Origin of the sequence: Duodenibacillus massiliensis, from assembly GCF_900128485.1 — a bacterium.
GTDB lineage: Bacteria > Pseudomonadota > Gammaproteobacteria > Burkholderiales > Burkholderiaceae_F > Duodenibacillus > Duodenibacillus massiliensis.
This window is the reverse complement of the sequence record NZ_LT635861.1, coordinates 674601-700972: the sequence shown is the minus strand read 5'-3', so window position 1 is coordinate 700972 and position 26372 is coordinate 674601. Positions and strand designations below refer to the sequence as shown.

The 26372-nt window shown below is 55.8% G+C and carries 21 protein-coding genes and 1 pseudogene; 8 read left to right on the top strand and 14 right to left on the bottom strand.

Annotation, left to right across the window (positions count from 1 at the left end):
• Window positions 1-276: 276 nt before the first annotated feature.
• Complete coding sequence (locus BQ7486_RS10785; protein ID WP_074009998.1) at window positions 277-675, top strand: winged helix-turn-helix transcriptional regulator; 399 nt, start codon at window positions 277-279, stop codon at window positions 673-675.
• On the opposite strand, the gene BQ7486_RS10780 is transcribed toward BQ7486_RS10785, so the two are convergent.
• The 3 genes from BQ7486_RS10780 to BQ7486_RS10770 all read right to left on the bottom strand — a co-directional run bounded on the left by BQ7486_RS10780 (window position 672) and on the right by BQ7486_RS10770 (window position 4854).
• Window positions 672-1667 (bottom strand): helix-turn-helix transcriptional regulator, encoded by a 996-nt coding sequence (locus tag BQ7486_RS10780; RefSeq protein ID WP_022373879.1) that lies wholly within the window; start codon window positions 1665-1667, stop codon window positions 672-674. The two genes, BQ7486_RS10785 and BQ7486_RS10780, sit on opposite strands and share 4 nt — an antisense overlap.
• A gap of 368 nt (window positions 1668-2035) precedes the next feature.
• Window positions 2036-3406, bottom strand: a complete 1371-nt coding sequence (gene dcuC / locus BQ7486_RS10775) for a C4-dicarboxylate transporter DcuC (RefSeq protein WP_074009997.1) — start codon at window positions 3404-3406, stop codon at window positions 2036-2038.
• 23 nt (window positions 3407-3429) lie between these two features.
• Window positions 3430-4854, bottom strand: coding sequence for an argininosuccinate lyase (locus tag BQ7486_RS10770; protein WP_084765915.1), 1425 nt, complete (start codon window positions 4852-4854; stop codon window positions 3430-3432).
• A gap of 164 nt (window positions 4855-5018) precedes the next feature.
• Here BQ7486_RS10770 and BQ7486_RS10765 point away from each other — a divergent pair, with 164 nt between their 5' ends.
• On the top strand, window positions 5019-6005 hold the full coding sequence (locus BQ7486_RS10765) for a LysR family transcriptional regulator (RefSeq protein ID WP_074009995.1): 987 nt from the start codon (window positions 5019-5021) through the stop codon (window positions 6003-6005).
• A gap of 137 nt (window positions 6006-6142) precedes the next feature.
• Here BQ7486_RS10765 and BQ7486_RS10760 read toward each other — a convergent pair whose 3' ends face one another.
• The 5 genes from BQ7486_RS10760 to BQ7486_RS10740 all read right to left on the bottom strand — a co-directional run bounded on the left by BQ7486_RS10760 (window position 6143) and on the right by BQ7486_RS10740 (window position 10920).
• On the bottom strand, window positions 6143-6913 hold the full coding sequence (locus BQ7486_RS10760) for an SGNH/GDSL hydrolase family protein (RefSeq protein WP_235836792.1): 771 nt from the start codon (window positions 6911-6913) through the stop codon (window positions 6143-6145).
• Window positions 6914-6980: 67 nt separating this feature from the next.
• Window positions 6981-8126: a porin gene (locus tag BQ7486_RS10755; protein ID WP_074009994.1), complete on the bottom strand. Its 1146-nt coding sequence runs from the start codon at window positions 8124-8126 to the stop codon at window positions 6981-6983.
• A 153-nt stretch (window positions 8127-8279) separates the two neighbouring features.
• Complete coding sequence (locus BQ7486_RS10750) at window positions 8280-9230, bottom strand: hypothetical protein (RefSeq protein WP_143183152.1); 951 nt, start codon at window positions 9228-9230, stop codon at window positions 8280-8282.
• A gap of 5 nt (window positions 9231-9235) precedes the next feature.
• Window positions 9236-10054 (bottom strand): hypothetical protein, encoded by an 819-nt coding sequence (locus tag BQ7486_RS10745; protein WP_143183151.1) that lies wholly within the window; start codon window positions 10052-10054, stop codon window positions 9236-9238.
• Window positions 10055-10143: 89 nt separating this feature from the next.
• On the bottom strand, window positions 10144-10920 hold the full coding sequence (locus BQ7486_RS10740) for a basic amino acid ABC transporter substrate-binding protein (protein ID WP_074009991.1): 777 nt from the start codon (window positions 10918-10920) through the stop codon (window positions 10144-10146).
• Between the two features lie 158 nt (window positions 10921-11078).
• Here BQ7486_RS10740 and mmuM point away from each other — a divergent pair, with 158 nt between their 5' ends.
• Window positions 11079-12029, top strand: a complete 951-nt coding sequence (gene mmuM / locus BQ7486_RS10735) for a homocysteine S-methyltransferase (RefSeq protein ID WP_074009990.1) — start codon at window positions 11079-11081, stop codon at window positions 12027-12029.
• A gap of 422 nt (window positions 12030-12451) precedes the next feature.
• Here the strand turns inward: mmuM and BQ7486_RS12555 are convergent, their stop codons facing one another.
• The 6 genes from BQ7486_RS12555 to nrdD form a co-directional block, all read right to left on the bottom strand.
• Window positions 12452-14578, bottom strand: a complete 2127-nt coding sequence (locus BQ7486_RS12555; RefSeq protein WP_074009989.1) for an IS1634 family transposase — start codon at window positions 14576-14578, stop codon at window positions 12452-12454.
• A 420-nt stretch (window positions 14579-14998) separates the two neighbouring features.
• On the bottom strand, window positions 14999-16261 hold the full coding sequence (gene dcuC, locus BQ7486_RS10725; RefSeq protein WP_022373108.1) for a C4-dicarboxylate transporter DcuC: 1263 nt from the start codon (window positions 16259-16261) through the stop codon (window positions 14999-15001).
• Window positions 16262-16294: 33 nt separating this feature from the next.
• Window positions 16295-17539, bottom strand: coding sequence for a peptidase T (gene pepT / locus BQ7486_RS10720; protein ID WP_074009988.1), 1245 nt, complete (start codon window positions 17537-17539; stop codon window positions 16295-16297).
• Window positions 17540-17679: 140 nt separating this feature from the next.
• The gene (gene nrdG / locus BQ7486_RS10715) at window positions 17680-18156 is read right to left on the bottom strand and encodes an anaerobic ribonucleoside-triphosphate reductase activating protein (RefSeq protein ID WP_022373106.1); all 477 of its coding nucleotides are present in this window, start codon (window positions 18154-18156) and stop codon (window positions 17680-17682) included.
• Window positions 18157-18183: 27 nt separating this feature from the next.
• Entirely contained in the window at window positions 18184-18639 is a 456-nt protein-coding gene (locus tag BQ7486_RS10710; RefSeq protein WP_235836791.1) for a hypothetical protein, read from the bottom strand.
• 89 nt (window positions 18640-18728) lie between these two features.
• Window positions 18729-20888, bottom strand: a complete 2160-nt coding sequence (gene nrdD / locus BQ7486_RS10705; protein WP_074009987.1) for an anaerobic ribonucleoside-triphosphate reductase — start codon at window positions 20886-20888, stop codon at window positions 18729-18731.
• 276 nt (window positions 20889-21164) lie between these two features.
• Here nrdD and BQ7486_RS10700 point away from each other — a divergent pair, with 276 nt between their 5' ends.
• The 5 genes and pseudogenes from BQ7486_RS10700 (at window position 21165) to hutW (ending at window position 26344) form a co-directional block, all read left to right on the top strand.
• Window positions 21165-22319, top strand: coding sequence for a DUF4143 domain-containing protein (locus tag BQ7486_RS10700; RefSeq protein WP_162272265.1), 1155 nt, complete (start codon window positions 21165-21167; stop codon window positions 22317-22319).
• 303 nt (window positions 22320-22622) lie between these two features.
• Window positions 22623-23900, top strand: a pseudogene (iscB, locus tag BQ7486_RS10695) (RNA-guided endonuclease IscB).
• A 27-nt stretch (window positions 23901-23927) separates the two neighbouring features.
• Window positions 23928-24299: a hypothetical protein gene (locus BQ7486_RS10690; RefSeq protein ID WP_022373291.1), complete on the top strand. Its 372-nt coding sequence runs from the start codon at window positions 23928-23930 to the stop codon at window positions 24297-24299.
• A gap of 70 nt (window positions 24300-24369) precedes the next feature.
• Window positions 24370-24750 carry a hypothetical protein gene (locus tag BQ7486_RS10685; protein ID WP_074009986.1) on the top strand — a complete coding sequence of 127 codons (381 nt, stop codon included), beginning with the start codon at window positions 24370-24372 and terminating at the stop codon, window positions 24748-24750.
• Between the two features lie 175 nt (window positions 24751-24925).
• Entirely contained in the window at window positions 24926-26344 is a 1419-nt protein-coding gene (gene hutW / locus BQ7486_RS10680) for a heme anaerobic degradation radical SAM methyltransferase ChuW/HutW (RefSeq protein WP_235836790.1), read from the top strand.
• The last annotated feature ends 28 nt before the right edge of the window (window positions 26345-26372 follow it).

The following is a 26372-nucleotide window of genomic DNA, read 5'->3' as shown; positions in this document are numbered from 1 at the left end:
AGCACCGCTCCTACCTCTCAGAGCTTTTAACCGCAGACCGCAGAGCGCGGGACTAGGATCGACATCCCGCGGTGCCTGTTTGCGTCCCGTCTTGCGACGGAACGGATTCCCAACCAACGGAGTCCGTCCGAAAACGGACTGAGGCTAGTCAACCAAGACTTGTTGCCAAGCCTCTGACTTCAGTCAGGGGTAGTTGACGTTACAACTGATTTTAGGTATTAAACTTTCTTTTTGGAAGAACGGTTAAAAAATACAACTACTATCTTTTTTGATACCATGAAAACAGCAACAATACCCGTGGGCGACATCCACTGCCCGGTGGAAGCAACGCTCGGGCTTATCGGCGGAAAGTACAAGGCGCTCATTCTCTGGCGTCTCACGGACGGGACACTGCGCTTTTCTGAGCTGCAAAGGATCGTGACGGCCGCCACGCCGAAAACGCTCACCACGCAGCTCAGGGAACTTGAACGCGACGGCCTTGTCGCACGGCGCGTTTATGCCGTGGTGCCGCCCAAAGTGGAGTATTCGCTCACCGAGCGCGGCCGCAGCATCCGCCCGGTTCTGGAAGCCATGTACGCCTGGGGCGCAGACTATCTGCGCGCATCAGGCGTTGAACCCAACTGCGCCATGCAGCCGCACGAAACGGCCTGCGGGTGCTGCCACGGGAAACACTAATCCTTGACCGGTGTCTCAACGGGCGTCTTCTTCACAAGTCGCATACCGGCAATGTCGTGCCAGGCGGCGATCCACCCTTGCAAAACGACCGTGTCGTCCATCACAGCTTCAAGCCGCCAGGCGCCGTCGGGGAGTTCCGTCAGAACCTGCGTGCTGTTAAAGGGCGTTTCGCTCATGTTGCGGGCGGTTTCGGGATTGGTAAATTCAATTTCGAGCCTGATGCGGCCGCCATTGCTGTAATTAAAGTGGCGGTCCCGGATATAGCGTTCCAGAGAAAAGTCTTTGGGGCGCTCGGCCGGAAAATCGAGCACCTCGGCGTACGTTATGCGGTGCAGTGCCAGGTGCCGGACGTTGTCGTAATTCTCAAAGCGGCAGACAAGGTAGAGCCTCTGCTCCTGCTGCACAAGTCCCAGGGGCGAAACTTCGGCCTTGGACTTCTCCCCTTTCCGGTTTTCAAATGAAATCTTTAACTTTGCATCGCGGTAGAGAGCTTCACTCACCGCATCAAAGACGCGCGGCAGTATCCTCGGCCGCATCATCGGTACCGTCCCCGACACAAAGGCCACTTTTCTGAGCCACTCATGCGTGCGGCCGTTTTTTGTTTCGTTGAGCGAACTTTTAGCGGCTGCAAAAAAAGGCGACAGCGACTTTAAAAGCGGCGCCGGCAGCTGATACTGCATGTGTTCTTCAAAAAGACGGAACAAAAGCGCCTCGGCGGGCTTCAACTGATCAACTGCGAGATCGGTCTCGGGGACCTGTCTTCGGTAGCCGAAGGGCTTACTTTTGTCGTTCACGTCCACATGGAGCTGTTCGCAGTCACGGATGCTTTTTAAAAGCCGCTGCATCCGGCGCGCCTCAATCTCGATGCCGAGTTCCGAAAGATTCTGCTGAATCTGCGGACCGCTGATCCAGCGACTCGTGGGAATCTGCTTGAGAATCGAAATAATGAGCAGGGCGTCCGTGACCCCGTTTTGGTCAATATGGCGCGGCATGGCGGCCTCCTTGGAATTTGTAATTTATTCTAAGGCAGGACGCGCGTAATTTTGGAATTACTGTGTTTTCAATGCGACATGAATTGTCGTGTTTGGATGTAGGGTCCGCTATTGGAAAATCCCGGCGCGGACGCAGCACAGAGAAAAACAGAATGCCTGACATGGAGCAAGGCATCATATCCGCCGCCGGGATTTTCTCTTTTTGGCCAAAAGGCGTGTTACCGGCGAACGCAGGCTTATCTGCCGCGTTGCCGGCTACTGCTCCCCGAAAGAGCATGTGTATTCTGAACAGACGAAGAGAAAAACAGCGCTCAGCCTGAACCAAAGACTGAGCGCTGCTCTTTTCTTCGAAAGAGGAGAAGTGAAAATCAGCCGAAGAAAATCTGGTTAAAGACGAGTGTCGTCACCATACCTGCAATCATCGGAATCCAGGTACGCCGCACAATCGCCATCGGAGAAACGCCGGCCGCACCGGCAACGGCAATGATCACGCCGGCAACCGGGCTCATGGCCCGAAGCATCCCGGAAGCAAACTGCATGGGCGTCACAAGCGCTTCGACCGAGCCGCCGAGGCCCGCGGCAACATCCGGCGCCAAGGCCGCAAAGGACGAGTACGCACCGACGCCGGAACCAGTGAGGAACGTAACGATCGAGACGATCCCGGTCAGAAGTACGGTCATCGCGCCCATACCGGCGCCCACGCCCTGCGCGGAATTAATCAGGATATCGATGAGGCCCGAGGTCTTCAGGCCCGTTGCAAAGAACTCGGCGCAGATAATGAGCGCCACAATGCCGGCAAACATCTTGCCCATCGCCTGAAACATCGCCATGGCGTCTTTGAAGATCTTCTTCACGTCGCGGTAGCGGATGATTTCGATGATGACGACGCCCACCCAAACCATGAAAAGAGCGGCGATCGTATCAAGCTTCACAGATGTAACTACGAGCTTGGAAAAGATGATGAGCAGCGCAATCGGCAGCACCGGGAAAAGGGCATACCACTTGGGAACTGCCGGCACATCAGCGGCCTTGACGGCGGCCGCCTCCGCGTAAACGTCAGTGTTCTTGCGGTCGTAATAGCGCTGCACGAAGTAGTGCGCCACGCAGCAGACAATAAGCGTCGGAACCGCAAGCGGCAGCTGATACTGTACGAGATAAATAATGGGATCGAGCCCTGCGACCTTGGCGGCGAGACTCGCGGTACCCGCGGTCGGTGCAAAGGTCATGCCCGCGGAGGTCCCGATCACGGAAGCCGCGGCGGCCGGGGAAGTGCCCACGGCTTTTAAAATCGGGAAAAGCGCCACGAGAAGCAGCATCGCAAGACCGGCGGCAGACGGAATCACCGTGACGAGCAACTGACCCACGATGTAGCCGCCCGCAAGCACGAGGTACGGGGCCTTGAGTTTCGAAAGCGGTTTGACGGCCACGTCAACAAGCGCCCTTGCCGCGCCGATTTTGTCCATGTAAGCGGCAAAACCGCCCGCGGTCATGATGAGAAACCCAATCCCGGAGCTCTGTTTCGTTGCAATCGATTTGAGGGTCGCAAAAATATCAAAGAGCCAGAAGCCCGAGGGCTTAACGCCCTTCGGAAGGAATCCCGCGCCGCCCATGAGCGCCACGCAAATAAGGATGACAAGCCCGGCAAAAAGCAACACCATATGGGTCTGGTAGCGCTTAATGAGCGCCCAGCCCGCCAGCACCGTCACAATGACGGCTATCCAGGGTAAAAGTGCCGACATGATTAATCTCCTTCAGTCCTTTTTCAAAGATATTTTTGAAACTCAGCGGCAAGCTCACTGAGGGCCGAATCAACTTTCGCTTCAGCTGCCTGCGTCTTCTCTTTTTCTTTATTGAGAAGCCCCGTGAATTCCCGGAGCATTGCCTCGACTTCCTCCGGAGCGCAGCTTCCCGCCGTGCGGCGCCCGGCCACAATCTTGCGGGGATCCAGAGCGTCCAAAAATTCACTTTCCGTCATGGGGAGCACCGCCGGTCCCTGCGGGAACTCCTCTCGGATTTCTTCGGCGTAGATGCGCTGCATCTGGCTGTAGGGAAAGTCTTTGGGCAGGACGTTGTTGGCACGCGCCCAGCTCACCATGCGGCTTGCGACATGGTGTCCGATACGGAAAGGCAGTTTGTGGTCGCGCATCAGGCGGTCGGCAATTTCCTGCGAGGCCGTCCAGTCGTTGTTAAGCTCCTCAAGCGCTCTCTCCGGATTAATGCAAAGCGCATTTAAGACCTTGAGGAAGCGCTCGAGCATCGAGACCGCGGCCTTTGCCATACGGGAGTTCTTCGCGACGCTCTTACCGTCAACCATCCCCGGCACGAGGTTATGCACCCGTAAGAAGACGGCATTCATCTCGGAGACCACGTCCGAGGCATCCGCACGGCAGTTATTCATCAGACCCGGATTACGCTTCTGCGGCATCGCGGACGACACATACGTGTTGTCACCGCCCTCTTTCAGAATGATCCAGGGACGGGGCTGCGCGTACTGCACCATGATGTCATTAATCAGCGAACCCGCGTGAATACCGATGGAAGCCGCAACGGAGGCAATCTCCAGCGGAAAGTCCACCGGCGCTACGCAGGTGGAGTCAAACGCATTGCGGCGCGGCCGGTCAAACCCAAGGAGCTTCGCCATCGTTTCGCGGTCGAGCGGCCAGCCTGTGCCGTTAAGCACGGTGCTGCCCATCGGGCATTCGTTGTAACGGGCAAGACATTCATTGAGACGCGTGCGGTCCCGCAGAAACGCCGCTGTAAAGCCCAGAAGGTAATGCGCGTAGCTGTTGGGCTGAGCAGCAACGCCGTTTGTGTAGTTGGGAACAATCGTATCGCGGTGCGCGGCCGCAAGGCTCAGAAGTTTTTCGATCACGGCGTCAAGCGCCTTGGCGACAGCAAAGAGATCCTGCCGGTCAATGGCTACACGCACCGTAGACAAAATGTCCTGGCTTGAGCGCCCGGCGTGAAGCATCGTCACCTCGGGCCCCGTTGCCGCAATGAGCATCGGCTCATAGTCGATGTAGCGCTTGACGCGCTTGGCGGGATCAGCTTCAGCGGCCGCATCAAGCGCCTTAATGCCGCCCGCGGCTTCTTTCGCAATTGTCGGCTCCAAAAGCCCGCTGCGGCTGTTTGCGACGACACTGGCCTTATTAATTTCTGAAATCCAGAAAAATTCATCACGCTGCACGATTTGCTCCCGGCAAAAACTGATGCATGCAGTATTCCTTCTTTCAGCATCTCAATCAATGTTTATTCGGCAAAGACATTTTGCTGATTTTGCAAAATAGAAAGAAGTGTTCTTCTCTACAATCTTCTGTATCGAACCATAAACCCGGTCAAGGACGGACGGTCATGTCCAAGCTCGACGATCTCGGCGCCTGGCGCGCCTTTCTGATGTTTGCCAAAACCGGCAGTCTCACGGCTGCCGCGCAATCCCTTAACGTTGATGCGTCTGTTGTGTCGCGCGCCATCTCTGCACTTGAAAAGTCGCTTGGCTGCGAACTCATCCACCATTCCGTGCGGCCGCTGCAGCTCACGGAAACCGGAAAAATTGTTGTCAAACGCATGGGACAGATCGTCAAGGCACACGACAGCCTGATGCAGAAACTCATTGACGACAACAGTGCCTTAACCGGCAACATCCGGCTTTCTTCAGCGCCCGGTTTTGCCGCGCGGCGCCTTACACCGCTTCTTCAGGAGTTTCAGAAACTGCACCCGCAGATTACGGTGGAAATTCTGAGCGGCTTTAGTGCCGCAGACGTTCAGAAAGGCGCATGCGATGTTGCAACCATCACGGGAGAACCCACACTTCCTGGCCTTTGCTACATGAGCCGCGGCCGCAATGTCTACCTTCCTGTGGCAAGCCCCGACTACATCAGCCAGCACGGTATGCCGATTGAACCCGCCAACCTCCGGCAGCACACAGGCCATGTCTACACCGGGCCCGTGCGCGAAGAAACCAAGGTGCTTGTCCGCGGCACACGCACAGAGCCCATTAACTTTGCCTCGGCCATCCGGTCAACGGACATTCTCGCCATCCGTTCGGCGCTTCTCGAAGGCATGGGCGTGGCGGTGGATATGCCGCTTGTGCAGATCCATGAGGATATTGTGGCCGGCAGGCTCGTGGCCATTTTGCCGGGATGGTTTCATCCGCCGGCCGAATGCTTTATCGTGGCAAGCCATGAAGCCTGGCACATGAAGCGCGTCCGGATTTTCCTTGAATGGTACGCCAAAGCCATGCAGTCGCTTTTTGCTTCCTACGAGGCCGAAGTCTCTGCGCTTGTGGGGCTGCCGCCGGATAAGGCGGCTGTTGACCGCAGCCAGATCTACCGGACCTGAGATCGGCTACGCCGTCGTGACAGAAAGAAAGCACAGAAACGTGCAGATTTAGGAAACCTCATGGAAATCCACCAAAGAAGCCGAGGACAAAAGAGCCGGCAACAGCGCCGGCTCCCGAGTTGCGTCAGGGTAGGACTTTACTGCTCCCAGCCGTTAAAGTCAGCCACCGTCTTCCAGGCAACTTCCCTCAAAAACTTCGCTGTTTCCGCAGACAACGGTTTTTCGCACTCACCGAGGTAATCGATGGCGGCCGGCGACCGGTGAAAAAGCGTTGCATAAAGTACAGCGCCGTAGAGGTAGCTACCGGCTGCAGACGGATGACTCTTGTCCGGCATATACATCACAAGTTCCGGCCGCAGCTTGCGGACTTCGGCAAAAGCCAAACCGACGGGCACGACACGCATACCGGCCTTATTGGCGATGGTAATTGTGTTGTCGGCAAGCTTACGGATATCCCCGGGCTTATCTTGTTTAGTCCAGGTCATCACGAGCATCGGCGTACTGCCCGCATTGCGGATCGTTTCAGCGTGAGCTGCCGCATACTTTTCAAAATACGGCAACCGTTTTTTGGACACGGCCGCCGCAGAGTACCCCTGCAGCAACACCACATCGAACATGGGCTTGGTGAGCTTTCCGTCTTTGACAACTGCATAAGGATCCTGCTCATGCGGGCTCAGATAAAAGCCCACATCATGAAATGACAGGGCGCCAGAGCTGATGGTGAGCAGCCGGGTCTTCATATTCTCCTTGGGCGTACCTGCCTTCATAAAACCGCGAAGATAGGTATGTACGCCGCAGTTGTAGAACGAATACGAATTACCGATCAGAAGCGATACCTTGGGAGAGACCGCAAGCGGCTCGGTGACCTCGGGCTTCACGGAGTTTTCCAGCGCCATGGCCGAAGTCATGACAAAACTTCCCAGGAAAACCGTAACAGCTGATTTGACAAAACCTTGCATAGAACAACTCCCCGGATCAGAACTTGTGCACCAAACCCACCGCGAACTGGTAACGCGTCAGATCGCCGTCAGCCGTAGTTACCTTGTACTTTTTATCCAGGGCGTCCGTCCCCTGCAGATAAGACACCGTTCCGTAAACGCTCGTACGCTTGCTGAAGGGATAGGTATAGCCGGCAGCGACCGCCCAGTATCCGGCTTTTGTTTCGTCATTGGAGACGGAGTTATTGGCAAGGCGCTGCGCATTTTCGCCGGTCATGTATAGCGCACTCAGCCGAACAAGCCCTTTACCGGCCGGGACAGTTGCACCAAGCATGTAAAAGTCCGCGTCAAAATAACGCACGATGCTGTTTTTCCCGCCGATCGTCAGTTTGCTGCCGCCCTGAAAAGCGCCGATTCTGTCAAGGTCCCAGCCCTTCTGATATGCCGCCATGAGTTTCATAAAGCCGAAGTCGTAGTACGCCCCCATCAGAAGCGTAGTCGGATTGTCCTTCGTCTCCTTATCGGCTCGCGCGACCACAATTTGCTCGGCGCCGACGATCAGACCGAGATTGCCGCCCTTCCAGTCAAGTGACCCGCCCCAGAAACGTGTATTGTCCGTCCACTCCGGTTCTTCCTGGTTGCTTGTCTGTGTTGAGGCCGCAAGAACTGCAGTTAATCCCGCAACCCTCGGTGACTGGTAGAAAACGCCGTTATCCACACGACCGCCCTTACCGTAAAAGAGCAGTCCCGCGTCTCCGTAAGTCACACCAAACGGTGTAAAAGAGCGGATTCGTGTGAATTCATCGGAGCCGGAAAGCGGTTTTCCGGACCGGCCGAAAGCGATTTTTCCGAAAGAATTGTTCTTCAGTGACAGTGTCATCTGTCGTCCGAATATGCGGCTGCCGCAGGAGCTGCAGAATTCACCGGTATCTGAACTGATGCCGGATTCAAGGTAGGCCACGACCTGCCAATCATTGCCTAAATCTTCGGTAGCTTTCAGCCCCCAGCGGCTGCCGGTAGAACGGCCGGTGGACATTTGTAAAGTGTCTTTGGCGTCCCCCTGATTGACGGTATAGAGCACACCGGTATCAAGCCGCCCGAACACTTCAACATCGGAAGCCTGGGCTGAAAGCGCTGCTGCGGCCATCGTTGCGGCCAATGCCGCGGTCTTAAGTCTGAACATGCTGTTCTCTCCTTGGTTTGGCATGATCAGAGAATAGGAAGAGTCACCGTCGGTCACAATGAGTTTGGCTCAAAGGGATTTTGCGTTTTCCGCAAAGCGTACGGATAACCGGAAAAAGTTAACCGGCCGGTCGATCCCCTTGCCGTTACGGTGTCAGGAAATTCTCAGACACAGGCATTCCTGAGGCTTAAGCGTCGCTGGATCTCTCAAGTACCCGGTCAGCATCACCGACATCTCAAAAGATTCCCCTGCCCTCGGTTCTTCTGCAAAGGCTGTTTCTGGTACATACACCGGCAGCACGAGGTAACGGACATCGTCTTCGGCAAAGCCTGCGAGCGCATACAAAACTTTATAAAAACCGTGCCCGGCGATCTCAATCTTTTCCACTGCAAGCAGAGGCTGGCGTACCGTCACGCAGGACGTCGTCTCGTAAGAGGGAGAGGCTAAAAAGCAGTCCGAAGGCTGAAGCACAAGCGAAAAGTCCGCGGGCTTTTTGTCCGGATTATCCCGGAGCCACTGCTTCTGAAGACTTTCAAACAGGGGCCCCGCGGTGACGGGCTCTTCGCCGTCAATGCGCCTCACATCAAAGCCGATACCGGCCAGCGACAGACAGAGCTTTCTGCCCGGCACGAGCTTTTCGTCTTCGGCAAGATAAAACGGCATAAAGCACTCAAAGTAACTTTCGGGTGCCGCACCGCAGGCAAAGCTGATTTCTCCCGTGACGTTATTGTCCGTGGGTGCCTTATCCCGCAGGATGATCTCGATTGCGGCACCGGGCAGCTGCTCGACAAACGCGCAGACCGTGATGTCCTTTGTTTTTTCGTCCACGACGGCAACAGCCGCAATCTGCGCGGCATCAGGATCGGTGGTGCTCCCTACAGCCATAATTTTGGTACCGCTGTCGGTTGTCACGACGCGGTCGGGCCAGGTGACGGAATTACTGCCGCAGGTAATGTCGGCCATCTCATCAAAAAGCTTGTCGCCTTCGATTCTGAGGTCGGGCAACAAGAGCGCCGTCACGTCCGCGGGCTTGGGGCGGCGCCGGCCGGGCGCATCAAGGCAGCACTCCGACAAAGCCAGGTACGACGAGGAAAATACGCGCATCTCGTTCATTCGTGACCTGCAAGACGGTTCACTGCCGTGGAAACGTAGTTGTCGCCTGCTTCACCCGTGAGAGACGCAATCGTGGAAAGGTAAAACCCGAACGCACGGCAGGTGTTTTCAGCAGAAGCCTTCATGGGATCCGTAAGCCCGGCCTTTAATGCCGTGCGCTCACCTTCAGGAAGCGCCGCCAGACGCGCCTCGAGCGCCGCATTCATCGCGTCGCGCCCCTCGCGCTCTTTCTCACCGCTGACCTTTGCCACCGCAGGAAACGCCCGGATTTCCGCGAGCACCGCGCGGCTTCTGGCGCTCAGAAAGTCCTGCAGCAGGTCTTTGTCCATCGCCGCATAAAGCCCCCGCATCACGCGAACATACTCCTGGTCTTCGCTTGCCTTGGGGTCACCCGCGGCCACCCGCTTACAAAGAACGGGCGACATCTGTGTAAGACGAAAGGCGAGAAACTTAAAGTAGGTTTTCTTTTCCGCAGGCGTCAGGCGTCTTAATCCCTTCACAAAGAGGTCTTCCGTGAAACTCTGGGCAAAAAGCGCCATCACGTCGCGCCGCTCGGCGTTTTTGGGGTAGTTCGCGGTATCAAGAAGCCCTGCGGCGTCAAATTCACCCACAAGGCGTTTGGCCACCGCATCCGAAGCAAAAAGCGCGGTGTAGCCGGTGAGAATCTCTTTTTTATCTGGCCCCGCACTGTAGGCTGCGGTGAGCGCTGCACCGAGTTCACCGGAAGCCGCCATCGCCTTAAACTGCGACTCAAACTGCGCTGGCGTGAGTTTTTCCGCGTAAGCGGCTCCCGAAAGCAACAATGCCGCGGTCACGGCTACAGCCGCCGCCTTTCTGATAAATCCTCTGCCCAAACTGCTCATCTCACACCCGCTTCTCCGGCGCATCCGGCCGGATAAAACAATTACTCAAAAAGCGCTTTCGGGGGCTCTTTGCCGAACCACTTCTTATAGATAACGGCAAATTCGCCGTTACGCTTGATGGTTCTTAAACCCCGGTTCACACGCGCCAAAAGATCAGTATTGCCTTTTTTGACGGCAATTGCCAAATCTTCGGCCGTAAGCGCCACCGCAAGGCTCTTCACACGCCCGCGGCCGGCGTTTGCCACATAGTAGTCGTTTGTGGGAATGTCATTGACGACGGCCTCTACCCCGCCGTTTCTGAGTTCAAGGAAGCATTCATTCAACTGATTGAAAATCCGCACGTCGGCACCCTTGATTGCCTTAGCGGCAATTTCACCGGTCGAGCCGATTGAAGCCGCGAGTTTTCGGCCCTCGAGGTCTTTGGCGGTTTTAATCGTGTTGTTGCCGGCCGCAACGACCACACCGAGCCCGGCGATGTAGTAGCGGTCGCTGAAATCGACGCTCTTTTGTCGCTCAGGCGTTACGGTGATGTCGTTGATCGCGATATCGATGTTGCCGGTTTTCAGCGCCGGAATCAGTCCGTCAAAAGCCATATTGCGGATATCCACGGCAAAGCCCTCTGCCTTACCGATGGCGCGGATCACATCCACGTCAAAGCCCACATAAGTGCCGGCCTTGGAGTTCTGAAAACCAAAGGGCGGATAGGCGGCATCCATCCCGACAATGAGGGTTTTGCGTTCCCGGGCGAAGGCTTGAAAAGAAACATTGGCGGTCAGCGCGGCAGCTGCGGCGCCCGTTAAAAGCTTGCGTCTTAACATAATGACTCAGAAGATACTTAAAAACGTGTGGCGGGAGCTTACCGCGTCTGCCGCCGCGTCGGGCTTAATTTTCGCGGTATTACGCTTTTTCGCAAGACGTCATTAACCGATTCCGCTATCGTGTCGGACATCCGAATTATTTGTAAGGGATCCCCGCCGTGACCGAATCCGTCCGAAATCATCCGCTCCGCGATCTCATTGCCGCCAAGGGCAGTGTCGTCATTGACGGCGCCATGTCCACGGCGCTCGAATCCTTGGGCTGCAACCTCAACGACAGCCTCTGGAGCGCAAAGATCCTTGCCGAAGACCCCGAAAAAATCTATGAAGTGCACCGCCGCTACTACGAAGCCGGTGCCGACGTCGCGATCACCGCAAGCTACCAGGCCAGTGAAGCCGGTTTTAAAGCCAAGGGAATCGGCGCGGAAAAAGCCGCTGAACTCATTGCGCTCTCGGTAACGCTTGCCCGGCGTGCGCGGGACACGGTCCTGGCCGCTCACCCTGAAAAGAGAAACTCACCTCTTTTGGTTGCGGGAAGCGTCGGCCCTTACGGTGCGTATCTTGCCGACGGCAGCGAATACACCGGCAACTACACTCTCACCCGCGACGAATACCGCGCGTTTCACTGTCTGAGGCTCAAGGCTTTGGCTGAGGCCGGCGCGGATCTTCTGGCAATTGAAACGCAGCCCAAACCCGAAGAAGCGGCGGTCGTTGCACAAATGGCCGATGAAGACGGGCTTTCGGCCTGGGTGACGTTTTCACTGGCAGACGCCGAGCACACCGCTGACGGCACGCCCGTAACTGATGCCGTCAGACACCTTTCTGCATTTGACAACATTGATGCGCTGGGCTTTAACTGCATCCGCCAGGAGTGGGCTGCACGGGCGCTTGAACTCGCGCATTCCGTCACAGATAAGCCCCTCATTGTCTATCCGAATTCCGGCGAAACCTATGATCCGGCCACGAAAACCTGGCATCACCCGGTGAATCACCCCAGGTGGGACGATTTTGTGGGCCGCTGGAAGAGTCTCGGGGCGCGCTGTATCGGCGGCTGCTGCAGAACGTTGCCGGCTGACATCGTGCAGATTGCCGCGCTTCTTTCAAAGCACTGATGCAGGAGTGAGTGCCGGCTCCGTTTCTGTAAAAGCCGCGCTTTCCTTACTATGGGAAGGCACGGCTTTTCAGCGTCTTCGGAGGTTATATGCAGTCTGTTCTTTTGATCGAAGCCGTTTCGACCGGACGCTATTACGCAGCAAAGGCGGCGGTGCAAAGCGAAGCTGCAACGCACAGGGCGGCCACAGACAACTGACGCAACATAGAAGTTCTCCTCCTTCTTTGCGCGCGTGCTCTCCTGCCGGAAAAAGAAACACCGGTTACAGGCGTCTGTCGGGAAAGAGACAGCACGCGCAGAGTAACCAGTGACGACGGCGAACGTTAAAGGCAACCAAAGAACCTGAGTTTTAAAGCAGAAAATCGACAAAACCAGTAACCACAAGGTCTAACGGCTGGTTTTGATTATTTTCTTGTTGTACTTCTACCGCTGTCCCAGTTCACGGAGCATGGGTACGGCGGAGCGATTGGTGGGGAAGCGGGTGCCGAGGCAGGAGGCAAGTTCCGGCCTCGAGCACACCCGAGGCGGCAGCGACAGGCCGCAGGCCTGCAGGATGTCAGCTTTGTGGTTGCGTGCTTTGCCGGCAACGTACTGAGCACCAAGTTCTTCTTCTGTCAGCAACTCATTTCCTTTGCGCAGCTTCGGGCCGAAGCCGCACCGGTAGAAGGTGATTTGGTTGTCATCGATGATTTGAGCCATCACGGTTGAGTCGTGCAGTTCACGGCACAGTGTGTCAATGCTGATTGGCGTTCCCTGCTTTTTCAGTTTGTCCTGCAGCAGCCTCAGCAGCAACAGGGCCAGTACACAAGCCGTAATATGGCCGTAAATATGGCTGGAAGTCCAGACGTACATCGGGCGCAAGCCGATGTTGGATTTCATGATCCGGAAGCACGTTTCAATCTGATTCAGGCAGTGGTACATCGAGGCGATTTCCTTGCCCGTTTTCAGTATCCGTTCTCCCTTGTCAACCGGCTGATTTACCTCGGCACCTGATGCTGCTCCCCTTGCTTTGTTCTCCTGCTCGTCAGCCATTTCCGTCCGCTCAATGCAGTACTCGTCATAAACAACAGCAGCAAACCCGCAGAGCGCTTTGCGCTCTGCCAAGGCGCTTTCGTCAATACCGGTGATCACCTGCTTCTTTTCCTTAGTATCGGTGGTGGCGATACCTGCCCAAGCCGGCTTTCTTGTTTTAAGTTCTTGCCCGCTTCTTCTGCGGATCAAATCAGCCCAGATCTCAAGCAATTTTTCATCACGGCGCTTACGTTTTTCGCTCCAGGTCAGAACCAGTGAGCATTTGACTGAGCCGCTCTTGCCGGTGCGCTCCCAGTCCTCAATAACGCGGTATTTGTTGCTTTCGGGATCTTTGTCGTTAATCGATTGATAGGCCGACAGATCAAGCATCTGCTTAAGTGTTTCGTCATTGAGATTACTCACTTTTTGGGCCACCAGGTAGCCCAGCTCAAGCCGCTGGAGCATCAACAGATTTTCAGCTGAATTGAGTCCTCTGTCGGCAACAACAATGGCATGACCGATGTTGTATTTATCCTTGAGTTTTCTGATGGCGGATTCCATGGTTCTGTACTCGGAGCTGTTGCCTTTGAAAACCTCAAAGTCCATCGGAAAACCATTCTTGTCAATGACCAGAGCAATGGATACCAGCGGCAGATCCGAGCGGTGTTCCTTTGAGGGACCGCGCATTCTCAAAAATTCAGGATTGTGATCATCAGCCACGGCATCGATGAAGTCCTGCGGCAGAGTGTCCGGCAGAACGGAGCCGTCATCGTCAAAACACGCTTCTGGAAGTTCTTTTTCTGCGCGGGCCTGCTCAGCAGCAGCCTGCAGTTTGTCCAGAAAATCCTGGTGGTAGTTTTCCATCTCGGCATCTGTCAGAGGTGCCTCAAAATACGCATTGGTGACGTCATAAAAAACAAGCGTGGCTCTGTCAGTACCGTAGTGCTTGTCCATCTGACGGTTGACCCAGTTGAAAATCTCATCCTTGTTCTCTTTCAGAAAATCAAGCGTCCTGTAGCAGGCCTGCAGAGAGATTCCCTGCAGCGGAGCGCCGAGATACTCATCCTGATCATGGAAACCGGCCAACACAGAGCTCGGTCTCATGGCTTTTCTGAAAATCATGAAAGAAGCGGCGGCATTGAAGCTGAACTGCACTTTCTGATTGAGCTCGCTTTGCAGGTAATCAAATTTGCGGGGCAAGCACAAGGTCTTATTCCAGATTTGCTTCAGTGCATAGTGACCATACCGAAGCAGAGGAAAGTCCTCTGCCGGACTCTCACTTTGCCCAAGGACCTGCGCCACCGCTTCGGCCGTCTGGGCCCGAAGGGCTGCAACGGCCTGCTTTTTGCTCGCACGTTCACTGCCGAACTGCTGTTTGAGATTTTCCAGATAGTCGGGATCGTTGGCTGTCAGTTCATCAAGGCGTCCCAGGGTTTTGACGGTGCGGTGCCGCACCCGGCCTTTCTCGTCCCGATACCCTTCCACGAGTTTCACATAGGAGAACTTGCCGTTGCCGCTTTTGGTGATTTTTACGAACATAGTCCTTCCCCAAAGAGACCTTGATTTTCTAATGAAATTATATCAGGAAAGACAACGGAATACAACAAGAAAATAATTTAGAAAAGGCACAAAAATAAGAGCCCGTGCGGCTTTACGGGCTCTCAAAAAGTTAGTTTGCTTTAAAAGTCAGGCGCGTGCTCTCCTGCCGGAAAAAGAAACACCGGTTACAGGCGTCTGTCGGGAAAGAGACAGCACGCGCAGAGTAACCAGTGACGACGGCGAACGTTAAAGGCAACCAAAGAACACCGGCTGCCTAGCCGCCGAACTGATTATTAACAACGCGCGCAATGTAGTACGCGGCAGGCTGACCGATAAAAAACGCTGTCCCGGAAAAACTCCCGAAACAGCGTTTTTGTCAAACTCTGCGGCTGGCTTTACAACCTGCCGCAAAAGTTGCGGCTACGTAAGGAAATACAGGCCGATCAGCATAATCACGGCTGCCGGGGCCGTACGCTTAATGAGTTCCACGGGGCTTACCATCGCAATGCCCGAAAGCACGATGATGCCGCCCGCCAGAGGCGAAGCCATACGGCCGAGACCGGCCGACATCATCGCGAGGTAGCCGAGCGAATCAATCGTCATGCCGAAGGACGGTGCGTGCGGCGTCACGGCTTCGTTAAAGGCAAAGGCCGCGGCGTCACCGGACCCGGTGAGAACACCGAGGATGAAGGGCCCGACGCTGCCGCCGATCTTGGCGACTTCGTTGGAGTTTTTCAGGAACTCAACAAAGAGGTCAATGACGCCTGCGGCACGCAGACCGGCCGCAAAAACGCCGGCGGCGATAATGATGCCGATGATGTTGGCGTAGCCTTTGCCCATGCCGTCAAAAAACTTCTTGATCGTGTCCTGGGGGTTGCTGCGGGTGATCGCAAGCGCGTAAATCATGCCCACGAGCATCGCGGTTGCGACCGAAATCTTCATCTGCGGCAGCCACAGCGACGTGCACACAAGGAGCACCACGGGAACGAGCGGCGCAACAGCGTAAAGGACGTTGGCGCGTTCCGGAAGTTCCGCGGCGGCCTCGGACTTGAGTTCGCCGAACCCTTCCTTACGGTAGTCGCCGTAAATCATGCAGATGACGGTCATCAGCACAATGGCGGCAATCGTAAGACCCAGGGTCATCATGCCGTGGTTGCCGATGAAGGTCATCACGTCGATACCCGCAAGCTTCGCAATGAAGGGGTTGTGCGAGACGCCCGGGTTAAAGTACGCGGGCATCAGGCACGCGCCCACGGCGGCAGCGGCTGTAGCCGGCCGAAAACCCGCGCGCACCATGATCGGGATGATCGTGGGACCCACGGACGCGCAAAGACCCGCCATTGAAGGAATGGCCGTTGCGATGACGCTCGTCACAGCCATACATGCGGGCAAAAGGAAAATCCCCATGCGCTTTAAGGGCTGGGTGAGAAGACGCACAAGGTGCGCGTCGCACTTGGTGACCGAAATCACTGCGGCAAAACCCATGGCCGAGCAGATGGCGATGATGAGACTGCCGTTGGTCATGGACTTATCAAACTGCTTAAAAGCCATCATCGGGTCAAGGCTCAGAAGTGCCATCACCAGGCCCGAAACCAAAAGCACCAGACGCGTTTCATAGCGCTTGATGAGGGCCCAGACCGTCACGCACACAACGACGACGGCCGCCCAAATTGTCCAACTCATAACTGCCTCAAACTGAAAAAATTCAAATCAAACTCAGGCCTTGGCGGTGAGCTCAACGAGCTTTAACGTCACTTCAAGGCTCTTAACCCAGGAGTTCATCGGCATAAATTCGCACACGCTGTGGAAGTTGTGCGCTCCGGTGAAGTAATTCGGGGTGGGAATACCCTGCGTGGAGATGTAAGAGCCGTCGGTGCCGCCGCGCATGGCAATCGTTTTCGCCTTCACACCCACTTCTTCGAGCGCCTTATACAAAAGGTCGATGCAGGAGCGCTTCTCAGGCGTCACGGCATCGGCGATGTTGCTGTAGACGTCTTCCTGGGTGTAGGAAATGACGGCGCGCGGGTGGCGCACTTTGAGAAATTCAACGGCCTGCTTGAGCAGCGCCTTTTTGGCTTCGTAACCGGCCTTACTGTGGTCGCGGATGTTGATGAGAAGCTTGGCCTGCGAGGGAGAAGCCGTGAGCGACTTCGGCAAAATAAAGCCTTCACGGCCTTCCGTGAACTCAGGCATCGTGCCGCGGTCAAGCATATTGAGAAAATCGTGCACGACCATCACGGGGTTCACGAGAACGTTTTTCGAAGACATCGGGTGCGCGGACACACCTTCAACCGTGAGAAACGCGCTTCCGGCATTAAACGTTTCCCAGACGACTTCGCCCAATTCGCAGCAGTCGATCGTGTAGGCAAAGTCCACGGGGAACTTCTTGAAATCAATCTTTTTGGAGCCCAAAAGGCCGATTTCTTCGTCCGGGACAAAACACACCCAGATGTCGCCGTGCGGACGGTTTTCACGGATCACGATATCCATGGCGGTCATAACGTTGGCAACCGCACTCTTGTCGTCCGCTCCCAAAACGGTCGTACCGTCGGTGACCACCAGGTCGTCGCCCTTGTAGCGTTCGACTTCGGGGTGGTCCTTCACGCGCAGCCACACGTCTTTTTCTTTATTGAGGCAGATGTCGCCCCCTTTGTAGCCGCGGATCACCTGCGGATGAATGTCGCCGGACTTACCGATGTTGACGGTGTCCATGTGCGTGCACCAGCCCACTTTCGGGGCCTTCGTGCCCGCGGGCAGATTCGAAGGAAGCTTCCCGGTGACAACGGCGTACTCGGAAACCTCGACGTCAACAAAGCCCATGGTCTTCAATTCATCGGCCAGGAGCCGGGCAAGGTCAAACTCTTTGGAGTTACTCGGTACGGTGGCTGCCTTGGGGTCACTTTGCGTGGGGACCGCAACGTAACGCAGGAATCGTTCAAGCAGAGCTTCTTTCTGATCCATTTTTAATACCTTCTCAGATTTTTTCAGCTAAGCAAAAACCGCCGAAAGCACTTCTTCGGCGGCTTGGGAAATGAGTATTTTAGCCTAGTCAGAGTCTCGGGCTTTCTTTAAAAACGCCGGAAAATCTGACCTGCATAGGCTCAGAGCGATTTAATGTTGAGGACACGCTGATTGGTGCTCCCGAACCACTGGCCCTGTTCCGTCACGCGCCGGCTCTCGATGTAGGGGCCGTCCACGAGCACGTCGCTCAGTGCAATGATCTGCGCGGCCTTTGTGTCCTTCATGAGTTTTTCGTAAGTTCTTCCCGACCAGATCCACACGGTCCTGGTGTCGCCGAACTTTGCGCGGAAGGCTTTTAAAAGCGCGAGCACCCCGTCCATGTTTTCCGCCTCAAAGGGATCGCCCCCCAGGACACTCAGACCGGACACAAAGGGATGCTCACAGTCTTTGAGCACCTTCGCAAGCATCGCCTCATCGAAAACCTTACCCGCCTTAAAGTCCCAGGACTCGGGGTTAAAGCACCCCTTGCAGTGCAGCGTGCAGCCCGAAACAAAGACTGAGACACGCATGCCCGGGCCGTTGGCTGCGTCACAGTTTGTGTAACCGCAGTAATTCATAGAAATTCCGCGAGGAAACCCGCGTCTTCAGACGCGGGAGGAATCGCGGCCCTCCTTTCTCAGTTCAGTTAAAAACATCTTTCGCTTCTCAAGAAGCGAAAGTTTCTTGTAGGAAATACCGGCAGAAATCTTTGTACCGTCCAGACGGCGCACATCGAATGCACCCGAGGAGCGTCTGCCAAAAATAAAGCCGACTTCCCCTTTGCACAGCACCTTGTCAAAGAGTCCGAAGCCGTGCACTAGGTACGGAGCCTGATGGCGCTTGCGCACACCGCCTTTGAGAATCGTCAGCTTGTGGATCTGGCGATTGTGGCGGCGCGTCTGTTTCTGAAACAGGTATTCGCCCCGACGTTTTGCGTCGAGGACGCCGGCAATGCAGAAAGCGTCCGCGCAATGCGTCTTTGGCAAACCCGCGACGATGCGCTTGTGTTTGGTCAGATACCCGTAGGTATTCGTGACAGGCAAGTCAGGGGTAGTTGACATTGTTCTTTTCCAAAATGCGCGGGAGGCGCCGACCAAACGTCCGGCGCCTCCCGTGTAACTCCCGTGTAAAACAGTAAGCTCTGTGCGCCTTACATACTCACGCGGTTCTGCCACTCGGCCTTCTTGCCGTCGTTAAAGCGGGTGTGGCCGTTCACATTACTGAAACCGAGGTAGCCGCACACACGCGAAATCACGGAAATATCCATGCTGCCGCAGTACGGACACTTCTGCTGCACGTTGGTGCTGTGGCGCCCGCAGGTGTTGCAGTAGGCGGAGTCAAAGTTCACACCCTGATAAAAGCCCATCTCCATGCCGCGGCGGACAATGGCTTGCACCGCCTGCGTGTTGTTGGGGTTATCGATGCGGCAGTAGATGATGTGGCCGCCCTCGCAGTCGTGGAAGTTCTTAAATTCCGCGTCCTGCTTTTCAAAGGGCGTGATGTCTTCGGTAACGTTCACATGGAAGCTGTTGGAGAAATACTCCGGCGAATAGTGCGGGGTATTCAAAAACACATTTTCCACGCCGCGTTCACGGCAGAAGCGGTCGTACTGCTTGGCCTGCGTGTAGCAGAGACTTTCGGCGGGCGTACCGTAGATGGCGTACAGATACCCGTCTTCCTTCTTAAACTGACCGATTTTCTCCTTCATGTGCTTTAAGACCTGATTGGAGAAGACGCCGCCCTCTTCAATGAGACGCTTGCCGGTCCAGAGGTACGTGGATTCGTCCAGAGCCGTAATGCCGAAACTTGCGGTCATGTAGCGCACCAGATCCCCCACTTCGTCATCGGGATCCTTGGTGCCCTCGTAAAAGCCGCCCTGCGTAAAGGCCAGGGGATTGGAGGAGCACTTCTGATGGCGCAGTGCGTCGTAGCGCTTCTTTAAGAATTCGCGGATCACCTCAAGCCGTTCATCGAGAACCTCCCAAAACTTCGTCTGCCAGGTCTTCGGATGCTCAAGCTGCACGAGTTTGATGATTAACGGGAGGTTCAGCGACACCGCACCAATGTTGCAGCGGCCCACCGAAACGTACTTGCCGTTTTCATCGTGCCACTCGGAAAGGTAGGCGCGGCAACCCATGCCGCTTACCACAATCCCGTACTTTTGAAACTGCCGTGAGACGTCACCGTACTTGCTGCTTAACGACAGATAGTCCGGGTACATGCACTGACACGATGTCTTCACCGCCTCGTCAAAAAGTTTCTTGGACCAGGGGTCCGCGTCGATCTGCTTCTGATCGTAGAGGAAACTCAGCTTCGGAAAGACCACCGGCTGATGGTTGGGCCCGTGCCCTTCACGGCGCGTCACGAGAATGGCGCGGCCGATTTCAAAGAGCCAGTCGCGGTCTTCTTCGGAAAGTTTCGGATCCCACTGGCCAAACGTAATCGTCGTAAAGGCGAAGTCGCCGCGCGAGCAGGGAACGGTGTTGAGTTTGTGTTCAAGCGACTGAAAGCCCTGTTCGATCTCCCGCAGCGTGTCCTTGCGAGCAATGGCTTTGGCCTTTTCTTCCGGGAGCCCGCACTCTTCGGTGTACTTCTTCACAAACGCCGCGTAGGTCTTTTTGACGTAGGGAAGCAATACCTTATCGAGTTCAGGAAGTGAAAAGCCCCCGAACTGCTGCGCCGTTGCCACAAGCGTCACGTCACCGATCACCTGCAGGGCGCTTAAAACGGTCTTGGGTTCGGTGTAGCGGACATTACTCATTTCGAAACCGCCTTTGAGGAGGTTTCCGATGTCAAAAAGGCAGCAGTTGATCGACCCCAGGATCATGTCGCGCATGTCGTGGATATAGATGTCGCCGCGGTCGATGAGCGTTTTTTCGGTCTTGGAAAGATAAAACTGACGGTAAAGTTCCTTGGTAAGGTAACCCTTGATGAGGCTGCCCTTCGTACTCACCAGAGAACTGTCGAAGTTTGCGTTTTCGCGGTCCCCGAGGCGCAGCACATCATCGGCGTCCTGCCGCAGCTGCTCAAAGGTCTTTGCGTAATTGCTGCGGTAGTAGCGGTATTCGGCGTAGCTGTCGGCGACATCCTTAAAGCCGAAGCTGCTCAAAACGGCGATCACGAGTTCATGCAGCGTCGCAACACTGACTTTGTCTTCGTGTTCGGAGCGCTTGCGCACGGTCTCGGCCATCGATTCAAGGGTTTCCGCATCAAGCTTTCGGTCACAGCGGAAAGCCGCCTTCTGAATGGCGCTGATGATCTTGGCCGGGAAGAAATCCTCGAGGCTGCCGTCCTTCTTCAATACCTGCATTTTCACCCTTTGGTTTTTTAGTTCTGACACAAGATGTTGATGCTACACCACCTTCAACAAACTACCAATAGATTTACAATTCGAATTCTGAAACAAGTCTTAATCCGCGGAAAACGCCCCCTCATGCCTTGTTGCAGCAGGAAGTTTCGTCCGTCACGGGAATTTGACCGGACAGGTGAAGTGCAGTACTTTTAGGGACCTGAAGGTTTAGCCTCACTCATAGAATTTTTTTCTTGACACGCCATGGAAGCGACAGAAATCCGCTCTGCACGACCGATGCCGGAGATGATTCTCCGGATCACCGAGACCGGTCGGGAAATCACTGATACGCCGGAGGCGCCCGCCAACCGTGTGGATCTTGCCGACATCCGTGCCTGGCGGTTTTTCAGGGCGTCTCCCGCTGAATTTCTTGAGCAGTACGGGCGTGACTTCTGCATCGACCATATCCATGCGGCCTTTGAAGTACTCACGGAAGCCGTAAAGCACCTTGATCTCTGGCATACCCGCAGCCTCACGCTTTCAGGCCACATCGGAAGCCGCAGGCTGACGGCGCTTAGAAAGACCTGTGATCAGCGCGGCATCAGACTGACGGTGACTTATCTCACGGCGCCCCGGGCCCTTACGTTTGACACGGCCGACGCGTCATTGCGACATGCGGGATCCTGCGGTACGGCGCTTCTGACGGCCGGCATCGGCTCAGACAGCCCCTTGCGCGCCACGCCCTCGGTGTACTGGAGCGCCTGGTTTCACCGCTTCTTTTATGACGAGGTGCTGCCAGTACTGCGGGTGCGGGATCCGGGGACGTTTTTCAGTTATCTCAAAGTCCTCTCGGACTACACCGCCCGCGGCATGAACTGGGCCGGAATCGGCACGCGCTGCGGGATTTCAGGGCCCTGCGCGCGCGACTGGTGCCGGTTTCTTGTGGACTGCGGTGTGGTGGAACTCGTCGAAGCTGCCTCCGCTCCGGCACCGCGCCGCGCCAAGATGCGCCCGAAACTTTTCTGGAATACGCCGGGCCTTGCGGTCTGGTTTTCCGATACGGCCGGGCACCTTACGCCGGAACTCAAAAATGCACTCATTGAAAACTGCGTGTACCTGGCACTGAAAGACGCCTTTCCCGGAGCAGCGTTTTCGCACTTTCTCGACACCAACGCCGTCACGTGCCCCCTGATGATGAAGAAGCCCGGCGAAAACTTCACGGCTTTTTACTTTCCGAAAGACGCACTTGAAGCTCAAACAGCCCTCAGGCACCACAAGTCAATTGTGAAGGCGGGCATTGCCGGCGGCACGCCGCGCTTTGTTTTTGAGGGAGATGCGGCCCCTGCGGACATCGCGCCGATTGCCGTACCCGGTGCCGTACAATGCCTGCATATCCTGCCTCTCCTGCAAGTTTCTCCAACCGTCAGTTCTTCGGTTCCTTCCAATGCTTAACAAGCAGGCGATGGGCTAATGTCAACTACCCCTGACTGAAGTCAGAGGCTTGGCAACAAGTCTTGGTTGACTAGCCTCAGTCCGTTTTCGGACGGACTCCGTTGGTTGGGAATCCGTTCCGTCGCAAGACGGGACGCAAATAGGCACCGCGGGATGTCGATCCTAGTCCCGCGCTCTGCGGTCTGCGGTTAAAAGCTCTGAGAGGTAGGAGCGGTGCTTCAGACAACAAACCCCTTCCAACATTGGCGAAGGATCACCACCGACCGCAAGGTCGAGCAGACGGAGCCCGTGAGGTATCCGTCAATGGAGAACACTTTGAAAGTTTTTGTGTTGAATATGCGCGGGCAACCGCTTATGCCGTGCTCCCCGCCCAAGGCGCGTAAGCTCCTTCGAGCCGGGAAGGCCGTGCCTGTGCGCCGAACGCCCTTTGTGATTCAACTGACGGTGCCGACGGGCGAAACCAAGCAGCCGATCACCTTGGGTGTGGATGCGGGCTACAAGCACGTCGGCCTGAGCGCAACGACCGCCAAGGAAGCGTTGTTGGCTTCCGAGGTCGAACTGCGGCAGGACGTGACGGACTTGCTCTCGGATCGCTTGGCACTTCGCCGCGCCCGACGCAATCGCAAGACCCGCTACCGTGCGCCGCGTTTTGATAATCGCGTTCGATCAAAGCACAAGGGCTGGCTTGCGCCGGCCGTGGAGAACCGCATTTAGGCGCACATATCGCGCATTGAAGCGGTTTGCCGAGTGCTTCCGATCACCAAAATCGTGATTGAAACCGCATCCTTCGACATTCAGAAGATCAAAAACCCGGAGATTGAAGGCGAAGGCTATCAGCAGGGCGAGCAGTTTGGCTTTTGGAACGTGCGCGAATATGTGCTGTTCCGCGACGGTCACGTTTGCCAAGCCTGCAAAGGCAGATCGAAAGATCTGATTCTCAACGTGCATCACATTGAGAGTCGGAAAACGGGAGGCGACGCGCCGGGCAACCTCATTACGCTCTGCGAGGCGTGCCACAAGGCGTATCACGCAGGCAAGTTGAAGCAGTTCAGTCCCCGGCGCGGCGCTTCTTTCAGGGCAGAGTCTTTCATGGGCATCATGCGTTGGACGGTGCTCAACCGCCTGCGCGAGCGCCATCCCGAATTGCCTGTCACGAATACCTACGGGTATCTGACCAAACACAAGCGCATCGTCGCGGGCTTGCCAAAGACCCATTGCGCGGACGCTTTCTGCATTGCTGGCGTCCTCGACGCAAAACGTCGGGGCGAATACCTGTTTCAGAAACAGACGCGCCGCCACAATCGCCAGAAACACAAGCTGACGATTCTCAAAGGCGGTGCGCGCAAGCGCCATCAGGCTCCGTACCTAGTGCACGGCTTCAGGCTCTTTGACAAGGTGCTGTTCAAAGGGAAAATCGGCTTTATTATTGGCAGACGCTCCTCGGGTGCATTCGATGTGCGCCGTCTGAACGGTACAAAGATTTCTGCCGGTATTTCCTACAAGAAACTTTCGCTTCTTGAGAAGCGAAAGATGTTTTTAACTGAACTGAGAAAGGAGGGCCGCGATTCCTCCCGCGTCTGAAGACGCGGGTTTCCTCGCGGAATTTCTATGACAAAAGCAGTTTTGGCTTTATGCCTTGCAGCAGCCGCACTTTCGGGTTGCGCCGATCTTTCCGGGCGCTCCGCTCTCTACGATCAGCGGGAAGAAAAACTCTCCAACGTGATGGGCGACACCTGGCAGTTTTATGCCGTCTGGCCCTGGGAAGACATGGCAATCCGCGTGCGTGAGTATGTAAACGACTATGCGCAGGATTACTGTCAGAAAAGCGACAAGAGTGCGCAGCCTCTTGATGCCGTAAGCCAAAAGCGTGACGGAAAACCGGGCTCGGAGGCTGTCATTGTTTTCCGCTGTGTTTCAGCGCTTCCCAATCCGAACCCGGGTTTCTTTGAAGACAAGGATCCGAATCCGGACGCGAAGTAACGCCTCCTTATAATGAGCGGCGTACGGTTCAGAACCGTTTTTAAGAGCCAGAGCTTTACAGCCATACACTATGTCCGTTTCCGACTGGATCAATTTCGCGGCACTCGCAAACATCATCGTCTTTCTGTGGATTTTCCGTCAGATGCTCACGCAGGAAGAACGCGTGACGGCACTGCGTGACGCCCTGCGCCTGCGCCCGGGGAACCTGCTGATGAAGCTTTGGTGGTGCTCTTTTCTGCTCTGCCTTTCCTACCGGCTCGGTGCCGGCAGTGAAGCGACCGTTCAGGCACTCGCCTACGGGATCTTCCCCACTCTGCTTGCCGCACTGCTTCTGATTGATCTCGCGGAAATGAAGGTGAAAAGCTACACCGAGAAGCTGCAGGGCGAATTTAAGCGGGCCCGCCGCAGAAGCCGGCAGGCCGTAAAGACTGCTGAAAAGGACAGCGATTAGCATCCTTCAGAAACCGCACAACCGTGCGGTTTTTTATTCCCCGGAAATATCGCATTGACAGTTTTCTGATGCCATGCTTAAAATCGCCGTTGTTTGAGTTATCATACATTGCGAATGATTCTTATTTAGATTCTTATTTGCATACAATCACAGAAAACACAGAGGCAATTGAGTAATGCATCCCTCTTCCATTCCCAAAAGCGCCAATCAGGATACGTTTGAGTCCGGCGCCCGCGCCATGACAGAGGCCGTCAATGCGGGCGGCATTTCGGCTTACTTTGCCGACAGTGCCGATCCCCTGCACGCGGCGTTTAAGGCCAAAGCCGTGATTCATTCGGGACCGGGCGGCATGCCCCTGATGGGAGAAGCCGCACAAAAGCGCCTCTCTGAACTCTGGGAAGAGCCGCGAAGCGGCAAGGGGCTAGCCTACTTTCACGTCCCTTTCTGTGAAACCCGCTGCCTTTACTGCCTCTTTTATCAGAATCCCTTCAAGGAAGACGCAAGCCGCGAATACGCTCGGCGCCTGATTCGTGAGATTGAGCTCTGGAGCGACAGGGCCGCACAGAATTCGGGGCTGATTCACGCGGTTTACTTCGGAGGCGGCACGCCCACGGCGCTGCTTTCTGAGGATCTGAAGGCGGTGCTTAAAGCCGTGCACGAACACCTGCCGCTTGCAAACGACTGCGAAATCACGCTTGAAGGCCGCATTCACCACTTTGAAGACGCCAAGATGGAAGCGGCGCTTGCGGGCGGCGTCAACCGCTTCAGTCTGGGCGTTCAGACTTTTAACACTCAGGTGCGACAGTCCGTGCAGCGCGTGGACGGCCGTGATGCCCTCATCAGCCGGCTTGAAAAGCTCTGCTCCTACGATAACGCCGCCGTTGTCATTGACCTCATTTACGGTTTTCCGGGCCAGACAATGGAAGTCTGGGAAGACGACCTTGCCACCGCGATGACGCTGCCCCTGGACGGCGTTGACTGCTACCAGTTAAATGTTTTTGAAAAGTCGCCTCTTGCCAAATACATCGCCAACGGCAAACTCCCGGCGGCTGCGGACACGGCACAGAAAGCCGACATGTTTGCCAAATCCGTTGAAGTCCTCACGGCGCATCAGTGGCACCGGCTTTCCAACAACCACTGGCGGCAGACAAACCGCGAACGCAACATCTATAACGAACTCGGTAAAAGCGCCTGCGACTGCCTTGCGTTCGGCTGCGGTGCGGGTGGCCGTCTGAAGGGCTACGGCTTCATGATGAACCGAAGCCTTGCCGACTGGAGCGCAGGTGTTGACGCCGGGCTCAAACCCGTGATGGTGATGACGGCCCCGGGTCCGAACTGGGCACTGCTGAGAACCGTTTCTTCCGACATGGAGTCCGGTGCCATCAACCTCCCGTGCATCAGTGAGCGTTTCGGCGTTGACGTTGATGCGCTTACCCGGGAAGTGACGTCGCAGTGGGAAGATGCAGGCCTTGTTACACGCACGGGCGACTGGCTTGTTCAGACCGTGGCCGGCCAGTTCTGGCACGTGACCCTTGCGCAGCTTCTCGTTGATCTGATCGGCAAAGCGCTCAGAAAAGAAGCACTGGCCGCATAAACCTTTTTTCAAAACGTCCGTCTTGGGC

Bases quoted from the DNA above. Each gene is read 5' to 3' on its own strand.
- BQ7486_RS10785 (WP_074009998.1), top strand. From the start codon at position 277: ATGAAAACAGCAACAATACCCGTGGGCGACATCCACTGCCCGGTGGAA.
- BQ7486_RS10780 (WP_022373879.1), bottom strand. From the start codon at position 1,667: ATGCCGCGCCATATTGACCAAAACGGGGTCACGGACGCCCTGCTCATT.
- dcuC (WP_074009997.1), bottom strand. From the start codon at position 3,406: ATGTCGGCACTTTTACCCTGGATAGCCGTCATTGTGACGGTGCTGGCG.
- BQ7486_RS10765 (WP_074009995.1), top strand. From the start codon at position 5,019: ATGTCCAAGCTCGACGATCTCGGCGCCTGGCGCGCCTTTCTGATGTTT.
- BQ7486_RS10760 (WP_235836792.1), bottom strand. From the start codon at position 6,913: ATGACTTCGGCCATGGCGCTGGAAAACTCCGTGAAGCCCGAGGTCACC.
- BQ7486_RS10755 (WP_074009994.1), bottom strand. From the start codon at position 8,126: ATGTTCAGACTTAAGACCGCGGCATTGGCCGCAACGATGGCCGCAGCA.
- BQ7486_RS10750 (WP_143183152.1), bottom strand. From the start codon at position 9,230: ATGCGCGTATTTTCCTCGTCGTACCTGGCTTTGTCGGAGTGCTGCCTT.
- BQ7486_RS10740 (WP_074009991.1), bottom strand. From the start codon at position 10,920: ATGTTAAGACGCAAGCTTTTAACGGGCGCCGCAGCTGCCGCGCTGACC.
- BQ7486_RS12555 (WP_074009989.1), bottom strand. From the start codon at position 14,578: ATGTTCGTAAAAATCACCAAAAGCGGCAACGGCAAGTTCTCCTATGTG.
- dcuC (WP_022373108.1), bottom strand. From the start codon at position 16,261: ATGAGTTGGACAATTTGGGCGGCCGTCGTCGTTGTGTGCGTGACGGTC.
- pepT (WP_074009988.1), bottom strand. From the start codon at position 17,539: ATGGATCAGAAAGAAGCTCTGCTTGAACGATTCCTGCGTTACGTTGCG.
- nrdG (WP_022373106.1), bottom strand. From the start codon at position 18,156: ATGAATTACTGCGGTTACACAAACTGTGACGCAGCCAACGGCCCGGGC.
- BQ7486_RS10710 (WP_235836791.1), bottom strand. From the start codon at position 18,639: ATGTCAACTACCCCTGACTTGCCTGTCACGAATACCTACGGGTATCTG.
- nrdD (WP_074009987.1), bottom strand. From the start codon at position 20,888: ATGCAGGTATTGAAGAAGGACGGCAGCCTCGAGGATTTCTTCCCGGCC.
- BQ7486_RS10700 (WP_162272265.1), top strand. From the start codon at position 21,165: ATGCCGGAGATGATTCTCCGGATCACCGAGACCGGTCGGGAAATCACT.
- BQ7486_RS10690 (WP_022373291.1), top strand. From the start codon at position 23,928: ATGACAAAAGCAGTTTTGGCTTTATGCCTTGCAGCAGCCGCACTTTCG.
- BQ7486_RS10685 (WP_074009986.1), top strand. From the start codon at position 24,370: ATGTCCGTTTCCGACTGGATCAATTTCGCGGCACTCGCAAACATCATC.
- hutW (WP_235836790.1), top strand. From the start codon at position 24,926: ATGCATCCCTCTTCCATTCCCAAAAGCGCCAATCAGGATACGTTTGAG.